Raw genomic sequence first — 8,282 nt, forward strand, 5'->3', positions numbered from 1 at the left:
TACCTCACCGCGCTTTCAGGCGGGTAGCCGCGTCCACGCGCAGGGTCTCGCCGTTGATATAGGCATTTTCGATCAGGAAGGCGCAGGCATGAGCGAATTCCTCCATTCGCCCGACCCGTTTGGGCGCTTCGCAACTCTCTATCAGGCTGTCGATTACCTTTTGGTCAAAGGACATGACCATAGGCGTGCCGAACAGTCCCGGCGCGATGGCATTGACGCGTACGCCGTAACGGCCAAGCTCGCGCGCGGCAGGCAAGTTCAGCCCGATGACACCGTTCTTGGAACTTGCATAGGCCGCCTGCCCGATCTGCCCCTCATAGGCAGCTCCGGAAGCAACGTTGATCAAAACGCCGCGTTCCTCTCCGTTCTCGAGATCGTTCTTGGCCATCTGCGCGGCGCATTTCGACAGCATATTGAAGGTGCCGACAAGATTGATATCAATGGTCCGGCGGTAAGCATCAAGCGAGGTGGCATTGCCATCGCGTTCGATGATCTTGCTTGGCGCAGCGACGCCCGCACAGTTGATGCAGACGTGCACCGTGCCGAATTTCGCAACCACTTGTGCGATTACTGCCGCCGCCTCTTCGTCGCTGGTCACGTCCAGCTTGGCAAACATGGCCCGCTCACCCAGTTCCGCAACGAGCGCAATGCCCTCCTCGGCATTCAAGTCGCAGGCCACGACATTGGCCCCGCGCCCATGCATGTAACGCATAGTCTCGGCTCCGAGGCCCGAGGCGCCGCCAGTGATTATGATAGTCTTTCCCTCAATCTGCACGATGTGATCCTTTAGAATGCCGAGATGCCGGTCAGCGACCGCGCAATAATGAGTTTCTGGATTTCCGTGGTCCCATCCGGGATCGGCCCGATCAGCGATTCTCGAGCCAGGCGTTCGATGATGAAGTCCTTGGTCACGCCGTTGCCGCCATGGATTTGCAAGGCATCACGCGCGGCGGTTATAGCGATTTCGGTGCCATACCACTTGGCCATGGCGCATTCGGCGTCACAGCGCTCGCCCGCGTCGATCATCGCCCCTGCCCGCAGGGTCAACAGGCGGGCAGCGTCTATCTTGGTGGCATTGGTGGCGATCTTGTCGGCAATCAGCTGGTGCCCAGCGATCAGCTTGCCGTGCTGGCTGCGTTCCCGAGAATACTTAATGGCCTCATCATTGGCGCGGCGGCCCACGGCATAGCCCCAAACAGCCATGTGACAACGGGCACGCTCAAAGACCACAAGCGTCTGGCGCAAGGCCTGACCGGCGTCACCAATGATGTTACCGACCGGCACCCGCACATCGTTGAGGAAGACCTGCGCCGTGGATTGACCATTGAGCGCGATTTTCTTGATATCGCGAGTCTCGAACCCATGCTCCTCGCGGTCAATCAGGATATGACTGAGCCCTTCCTCAGTGCGGCAGGTGCAAATGAAGATGTCGGCAAAGCGCCCGCTGGAAATCCAAGTCTTCTCTCCCGAGATCACGTAATAATCGCCATCGCGAACCGCCTTGGTTTTCACTGCGGCCACGTCCGAGCCCACGTCCGGTTCCGAAATGCCGACACTGGCAAATTTCTTGCCTGACAGCAGGTCCGGCACATAGCGTTCGCACAATTCCGGCGGCGCAAGGCGGATCAACAGATCGGCAGCCACAACGTTGATCAACAGCGGCACGGCCAGATCAAGCGAGGAATAGACCACCTCTTCGAACAGCATCAGGTGCGTCACCCAATCCATGCCGTAACCGCCATGTTCTTCTGGATGTGGTGCGGTCAGCACCCCGAACTCGGAAAGCTGCCCGGCCCATTCCCGGAATTTCTCATCCGGGATAACCTGATCGTCGTACTTACGAATTTCCGGCTCAAGCTTCTCGTCAAGAAACCGGCGCAACCCGTCCACGGCCGCCTGTTGTTCTTCTGTTTTGCGGTACATAATCTTGCCCTCCCTTAGCGTGCCAGCACGGTGATTGCCGCCACGGCCTCTTCCAACCCGACAAGCCCGCCGCCATTCTCGGCCACGGCCACTTGGGCGCCTTCGACCTGTCGCGCGCCGCATTCGCCGCGCAACTGGCTGACCAACTCGTAAATTTGCCCTAACCCTGTCGCCCCGATCGGATGGCCCTTGCTTTCAAGTCCGCCCGAAGGGTTAACGGGCACGCGGCCCCCAATGCAGGTTTCGCCTCGCTCCGAGGCCGGGCCGCCTTCGCCCAACTCCACCAGGCCAAGGTTCTCAATCTGGATAATTTCGCCCATGGCGGTAGCATCATGCACCTCAGCCACCGACACATCCGAAGGCGAAATACCTGCAATCTCATAGGCATCGCGGGCCGCGCGGGCGGTGATATGATTAGTAAAATCTTCAGCCATCCGGTCGCTCCCGGTACGGATGATCGAAGCTTTCACCTCGATCGCTCGATGGCGAGAGAGACCAAGACGTTTAAGCCCCTCTTCGCTCACCAGAACAGCAGCTGCGCCACCATCCGAGATTGGAGCGCACATGGGCAGAGTCAGAGGATAGGTGATCGGCGGAGCGGCCAGCACCTGTTCAACTGTATAAGGGTCGCGGTATTGCGCTTTTTCGTTATGAACCGAATGGCCGTGGTTCTTAGCCGCCACAGCGGCAATCTGCGTCTGCGTCGTACCAAAATGCTTCATATGCAACCGGCAGAATGCCGCATAGACATCCATGAAGACGCTGTAAGGTTTAGGCGATGTACTGCCTTCAGGCACCTCAACGCCTTCACCCAGCGCTAGAAGCTGCGCCTTGGTTGCCTCGACTGCGGAAATGTCCCACGCCCCATCAAAGACGCTGAACATCCGCTCACGGTCAGTCGAAAACATCTTCTCGGCCCCAACGGCCAAGACAATGTCGCTGTCACCGGCGCGCAGGGCCTGGTTGGCCAATGAAAACGCCGTCGCTGCACTGGCACATGCATTCTCGACGTTGACCACCGGGATGCCTCCGATGCCCATGGCGCGCAGGGCAACCTGACCGGGAACCATCAACTGACCTTCCATGTGGTTCTGGGTGGCGTTCGAAAAATAAGCACCCTGCAGGTCAGACTTTTGAACACCTGCATCGTTCAGCGCGGCATCAACCGCCTCTTGTGTCAGGGATTTCACAGTGCTGTCGGCCTGCTTGCCCATCCGGGTCATGCCCACGCCGATGACATATGTCTTGGTCATAAATTTCTTTCCCTTATTGACCGGTGAAGACCGGTTTACGTTTTTCAGCGAAGGCCTCGAGGCCCTCCTTGATATCGTCCGACCGAAAATGATTGCGCAGCGTTTCCAATTCGAGCTGCAGCGCACCAGATTGCGACATTTCCATCGACTGATTGGCGACCGACTTCATCCGCCGCAGTACCAGCGGACTTTTGGCAGCGAGCTTCTCTGCAAACTCCTGCACGCGATCGTCCAGCGTATCGTCAGCGACAACTTCCTGCACAAGACCCATCTCCATCAGGCGGCGGGCCGGCAGCGCATCGCCAGAAAAGAGCAGATACTTGGCGTTGTTCAGCCCGATGCGCTCGGGCAGAACCGCAGCGCCACCAGCACCAGGAAAAACTCCGAAATTCGAATGCGCGTCGCCGATCCTGGCACTTTCACCGGCAATCAGCACATCGCAGCACATCGCCAGCTCCAACCCGCCAGCCATCGTGATCCCGTTCAGCCCACCAACCACGGGCACCGGCAGATTACGCAGGCGCTTGAACAATTGCGCAATCGCATCAAGAAAATCGCGTTTTCCGCGCACCCCGAGGGTATCGAGTACTTCTTTCAGATCCGCACCGGCACAAAATGCCGAACCCGTTCCAGTAATGACCAGGGATCGCACCCCGTCATTACCCTCGACCCAGCTTAGCGCATCAGCGAGCTCATCAATCACATCGAACGACAACGCATTCATCTGCTCAGCATGCGACAGCCGGATCGTGGCAACACCATTGATCTCATTCACTGCGATTGTTTCGTACGCCACGTCTGTCCTCCCCGTCTTGATTATTTATTAATTACCAGTCGGTAATATAAATCAATAGAAAAATTTCCCTCAAAAAACCAATGAGTTACGATGATTCCACCACAAGACGATGGTGTTTTACGGACTCCAATGATCTTCGGAGTCCTGACGATTTCCGATTCGAAAGACCGATTTTTTAGTGATGGTGCCGCGGGCGAACCGCGAACTATTGGCGCATAGCCTTGGCACTGGTCATATCCCCGACCCGCTGAATCCGTCCTGAACCAACTTTGCATGTTGGCACACGTGCGACACATTTCACGTGGCCTGCGTTTTCAGCGATGAAGACATCACTGACTTCGGCGGAACTGCACTCTTCAGAGCCCCATTGTCGCCATTGCAGAAGCCTGCAACACCGACTTTGACCGTTGCAGAAGGAAGCCATGCCGACGTTGAAGACGATCTAGAGAAGATCGACGAAAGCAGTCGCTGACACTCGGTCTCCACACAGTTCAGACAGGCCAATCTGGTCGCTACGTGGCGCTCGAAACACTTGGCCTCAACGAAGCAGCCAAAGCGAAATTCCCGGAATGAACGTAACCATCATCAACACCGTCACGATCAGGGCCATGAACGGCAAGACCGAAAGGCAGATTTCCGAGAACTTCTCGCGGAAGGCCGTTGTCGCAACGAAGAGGTTCAACCCGATGGGCGGGGTCAGGAACCCGATTTCCAGGTTGATGACCATCATCACCCCGAAATGGATCGGGTCGATGCCATAGCTCATCGCCGGAACCAGAAGCAGGGGCGCCAGGATCAGGATGGCCGAGATCACGTCGATGAAACACCCGATCACAAGCAACAGAAGGTTCACCGCAATCAGGAAGGCGATTTTGCTTTCGGTGATCGAAGTGATCCACATAGCCAGCTCGTGTGGCACGCGTTCGATGGTCAGCACCGACTTCAGGCTGAGCGCCACTGCTATGATCGGAAAGAGCATGCCCAGCATCACGGCCGTATCCAGCGTGGTCTTGCGAAAATCCGCGAAGCTGAGTTCGCGGTGAATGAAGGCTTCGACCAGGAGCCCATAAGCCAGCGCCACAGCCGCCGCCTCGGTCGGAGAGAAGTATCCGCTATAGATCCCCCCCAGAAGGATCACCGGCAAAAGCATCGACCAGATGCCCTCTTTCAAGGCAATCACAAAGGCCGGCAGATCAAAGGATTTCGACGGCAGATGCCGATTGACCCAGAACGAGTACCCAGCCAGCACCGCCGTCAGCAGGATACCCGGTCCGATGCCCGCAATGAACAGGTCGGCAACGCTTTTTTCCGTGACAAGCCCATAGACAATCAGCGGGATTGAAGGCGGGATCACGATCCCAAGGGTTCCCCCCGAGGTGATCGCTCCAAGGGAGAACCGTTTCGAATAACCCGCCTCGCGCAGGGCCGGATAGAGGATTGCGCCAACAGCCAGCAGAGTGACGGGCGACGACCCGCTGATTGCGGCGAACAGAGCGCAGGAAAGCACCGTCGCCACCCCCATGCCCCCGGGCAACGGGTCGGTGGCCAGCATCGTGACCCGGATCAGACGTTTTGCGATTGACCCGCGTGTCATGATGTTCCCGGCAATCAGGAACATCGGGATCGCCAGCAAGAGATCGTTGTCGAGGCTGATCCACATGTCCTCGACCAGGTATTCCAGCCGTCCATCCCCCCAGACCAGGTGGACATAGGCCACCAACGCCAAGAGCAGGACAACCGCGTTCATCCGGAAGAACAGGCAGGTAAAGACCAGGGCAAGAAGACCAGCAACATCCATGGATCAACGGTCCTGCGATTTGGATTTCAGAATGGGTGAAACACAGAAGGCAAAATGCCTGAGTGCCGATGACAGGAATGCATAGGGAATGATCAACTGGATCGGCCACAGCAGGAAATAAAGTACGGCGGCCCGATCGCCCGCGGCGCGGGTTTGGCCCACGAAATAGATTGCGTATCCTGCCAGGAACAGGAAAAACAACCCTGACAGCAGGTCTCCGATCCGATCAAACATCGCGCCCCGGCGGCCGGTGATGAGGTGATCGAATATCTCGGGCCGAAGATGGGCATTGTGATGGGTGGCCAACACGAGGCCCAAAAACCCGGCCACGATGGCGACATAGACCGCCACGGTCTTGATACCCAAAACCGAGATGCCGAACAGCTCGCGTCCGATGACATCGCCCCTTCGATTGTGGTCAGTATGTCAATCGTGCGCTTCAAGACTGCCAGCCATCAGTTGGTGCAGGCAGCCTTGGCGGCCTGAACCCGGTCCCAGACTTCGGCGGCATTACCACCCATTTCCGAAACGATACGTGCCTGTGCAGCGGGGGCGACGGCTTTCCAGGCGGCCAGTTCGTCGGCGTCGGGATCATGCACGGTCAGACCTGCCCCCTTGATCTTGCCGATCAGCGCACCTTCCGCACCGCGGATGGCGCCCCGCAGGCCGTTCATCGCTGTGGCCGCTTCAATGACCCAGCCCATTTCCTGCTCGCTCAACCCCGCGGCGGTTTTCTTGGACATAGCCACAAGGCCCACCTGGTAGACATGGTTCGTCGTGGTCACGAAGGGCGCTTCCTGGGCGTATCCCACGGCAATGCCAAAGACGGTCGGCCAGGTCACTGCCGTGACGCTTCCGGTCTTCAACGCAGGCATCGTGTCAACACCGCCCAGCGGCACGGCAACCCCGCCAGCCTCTTCCATGAACACCGAATCCGGAATGGTCGGCGCGGTACGGATCTTGGTCCCGGCAAGATCGGCTGGGGTCTTGATCAGCGACTTGGAGAAGATGATCTGCTGGCCAACCTCAAAGTCCGCCAGTGGAACGATGCCCGCAGCATCAAGCTCCGCCCCGAAGGCGTCGCGCATATGTTTGTCATAAACGCAATCCGCCTGTTCAGGGCTATCAAAGATGTAGGGCGCCGACATCAAGGAATACTCGGGTACCAGTAGCGATATCGCCGTGTTGGACACGGCCACGATATCGACCCGGCCCCGGGCTGCCTGACGGACCATGGTCTGCTCGTCACCCAACTCCTGGCTCCAAAAGGGCGTGATGGTCAGCTCGCCACCCGACAATTCCGCGGTTTTTGCGGCAAAACCTGCAAGGAACTTGCCCCAGGGCGACCCCTCGGGGGCGGCTGTGCCCAGGCGCAGGGCGCCCGCGTCGGCAGCTGCGGCAAGGCTCATGCTCAGCATCGCAGCAACGGCCGTTTTGGTGAAAAGTTTCATTGATTTTTCCTTCCTGTTTTGGTTTGCCGCCCTGTCACGCGACAGCACGGCCTAGTTCATCTTCGGCCTCTTGGGACCGTTCGCTGAACAGGCTGAACCGTTCCCGGTATTCGCTGGGTTTGAGACCAACGAATTTCTTGAAAAGGTTCCTGAAAAAGGCGGTGTCGAAATAGCCAACATGGACGGCCACCGCCTCGACATTCATGTTGGTTGTCTCCAGCAGCATGCGCGCTTCTTCCACGCGCACCCGCTGCAGGTAATGCGTTGGCGGCAGACCGGTTGCGGCCTTGAATCGTCGTTTGAAGGTCCGGTCCGCCAGGGTCGAAGCCTCGATCGCGCCGGGCAGGACATCCTGCGCGGCATATTGCTCGTCGATCCACATCTGTGCTCGCGTAATCGCGCTGTCACCATGGTCGATCTTGGGTTGCCATTCGGAAAACGGAAGCTGCCCACTGCGTTGACCGAATATCGTATAGGCCCGCGCCGTCTGGGCCGCGACCAACGGCCCGGCCTCTTGCGAGATGATCTGGATCACCAGGTCCTGCCAACAGGTGCCGCCGCCTGCGACCCAGATCCGCTCGTCCTCGCCAACACGATAAACCGCCCGATCAAAGGAGAACCGGATTTGCGGATAAAGTTGGCTCAGTGACTCGGCCATTGTCCAATGGGTTGTTACCTCGTGCCCATCAAGCAGCCCCATTTCGGCCAGCAGGATGCCCCCCGACGAAATGCTGCATATGGTGGCACCACCGTCATATAGTCGTTGAACCCATTTCGTCATCTCTTCAAAGCCAGTAACGCCAAACCCCCAATCGGGGCCCAGTTTCCACTGGGCAATGAAGGTCGGCAGGATCACGTAATCCGCTTGCTGGATGTCCTCGAGTGCATGATCCGCCCGGGTTTTCAAACCCCAATAGGTGTCCAGCTCACCCGCCTGCAACGCCACTGTCACTGTACCCTAATTAATCAGATTCTGCGGATTGGAAGCGTTTTCGGCAGATTCTGTACCCTTAATTGCAATATATCCACAGGGCGCTGCGTCAGTGGCTGACACAGCTTTG

At 58.0% G+C, this 8,282-nt stretch carries 8 protein-coding genes; all 8 read right to left on the reverse strand.

Annotation, left to right across the window (positions count from 1 at the left end; all coding sequences use genetic code 11):
* Nucleotides 1-4 precede the first annotated feature (4 nt).
* Nucleotides 5-775: an SDR family NAD(P)-dependent oxidoreductase gene (locus ACN0S5_RS22260; protein ID WP_071974195.1), complete on the reverse strand. Its 771-nt coding sequence runs from the start codon at nt 773-775 to the stop codon at nt 5-7.
* Nucleotides 776-786: 11 nt separating this feature from the next.
* The gene (locus tag ACN0S5_RS22265) at nt 787-1,923 is read right to left on the reverse strand and encodes an acyl-CoA dehydrogenase family protein (protein ID WP_218394103.1); all 1,137 of its coding nucleotides are present in this window, start codon (nt 1,921-1,923) and stop codon (nt 787-789) included.
* Between the two features lie 14 nt (nt 1,924-1,937).
* Nucleotides 1,938-3,176, reverse strand: coding sequence for a thiolase family protein (locus ACN0S5_RS22270; protein WP_071974194.1), 1,239 nt, complete (start codon nt 3,174-3,176; stop codon nt 1,938-1,940).
* 13 nt (nt 3,177-3,189) lie between these two features.
* A complete protein-coding gene (locus ACN0S5_RS22275; RefSeq protein ID WP_071974193.1) occupies nt 3,190-3,972 on the reverse strand; it encodes an enoyl-CoA hydratase/isomerase family protein in 783 nt (260 codons plus the stop codon).
* 538 nt (nt 3,973-4,510) lie between these two features.
* Nucleotides 4,511-5,770 (reverse strand): TRAP transporter large permease, encoded by a 1,260-nt coding sequence (locus ACN0S5_RS22280; protein WP_071974192.1) that lies wholly within the window; start codon nt 5,768-5,770, stop codon nt 4,511-4,513.
* A gap of 3 nt (nt 5,771-5,773) precedes the next feature.
* Complete coding sequence (locus tag ACN0S5_RS22285; RefSeq protein WP_417211355.1) at nt 5,774-6,166, reverse strand: TRAP transporter small permease; 393 nt, start codon at nt 6,164-6,166, stop codon at nt 5,774-5,776.
* Between the two features lie 59 nt (nt 6,167-6,225).
* Entirely contained in the window at nt 6,226-7,221 is a 996-nt protein-coding gene (locus tag ACN0S5_RS22290; protein ID WP_071974190.1) for a TRAP transporter substrate-binding protein, read from the reverse strand.
* Nucleotides 7,222-7,255: 34 nt separating this feature from the next.
* Complete coding sequence (locus ACN0S5_RS22295; RefSeq protein ID WP_232786429.1) at nt 7,256-8,167, reverse strand: GlxA family transcriptional regulator; 912 nt, start codon at nt 8,165-8,167, stop codon at nt 7,256-7,258.
* Nucleotides 8,168-8,282 lie beyond the last annotated feature (115 nt).

The sequence above is a fragment of the Antarctobacter sp. genome (assembly GCF_048262615.1).
In the GTDB taxonomy this organism is placed as follows: Bacteria; Pseudomonadota; Alphaproteobacteria; order Rhodobacterales; family Rhodobacteraceae; genus Antarctobacter.

What these genes read in the sequence shown, in the direction of transcription:
- ACN0S5_RS22265 (WP_218394103.1), bottom strand. Translation starts at nt 1,923, where the DNA reads ATGTACCGCAAAACAGAAGAACAACAGGCGGCCGTGGACGGGTTGCGC.
- ACN0S5_RS22270 (WP_071974194.1), bottom strand. Translation starts at nt 3,176, where the DNA reads ATGACCAAGACATATGTCATCGGCGTGGGCATGACCCGGATGGGCAAG.
- ACN0S5_RS22280 (WP_071974192.1), bottom strand. Translation starts at nt 5,770, where the DNA reads ATGGATGTTGCTGGTCTTCTTGCCCTGGTCTTTACCTGCCTGTTCTTC.
- ACN0S5_RS22290 (WP_071974190.1), bottom strand. Translation starts at nt 7,221, where the DNA reads ATGAAACTTTTCACCAAAACGGCCGTTGCTGCGATGCTGAGCATGAGC.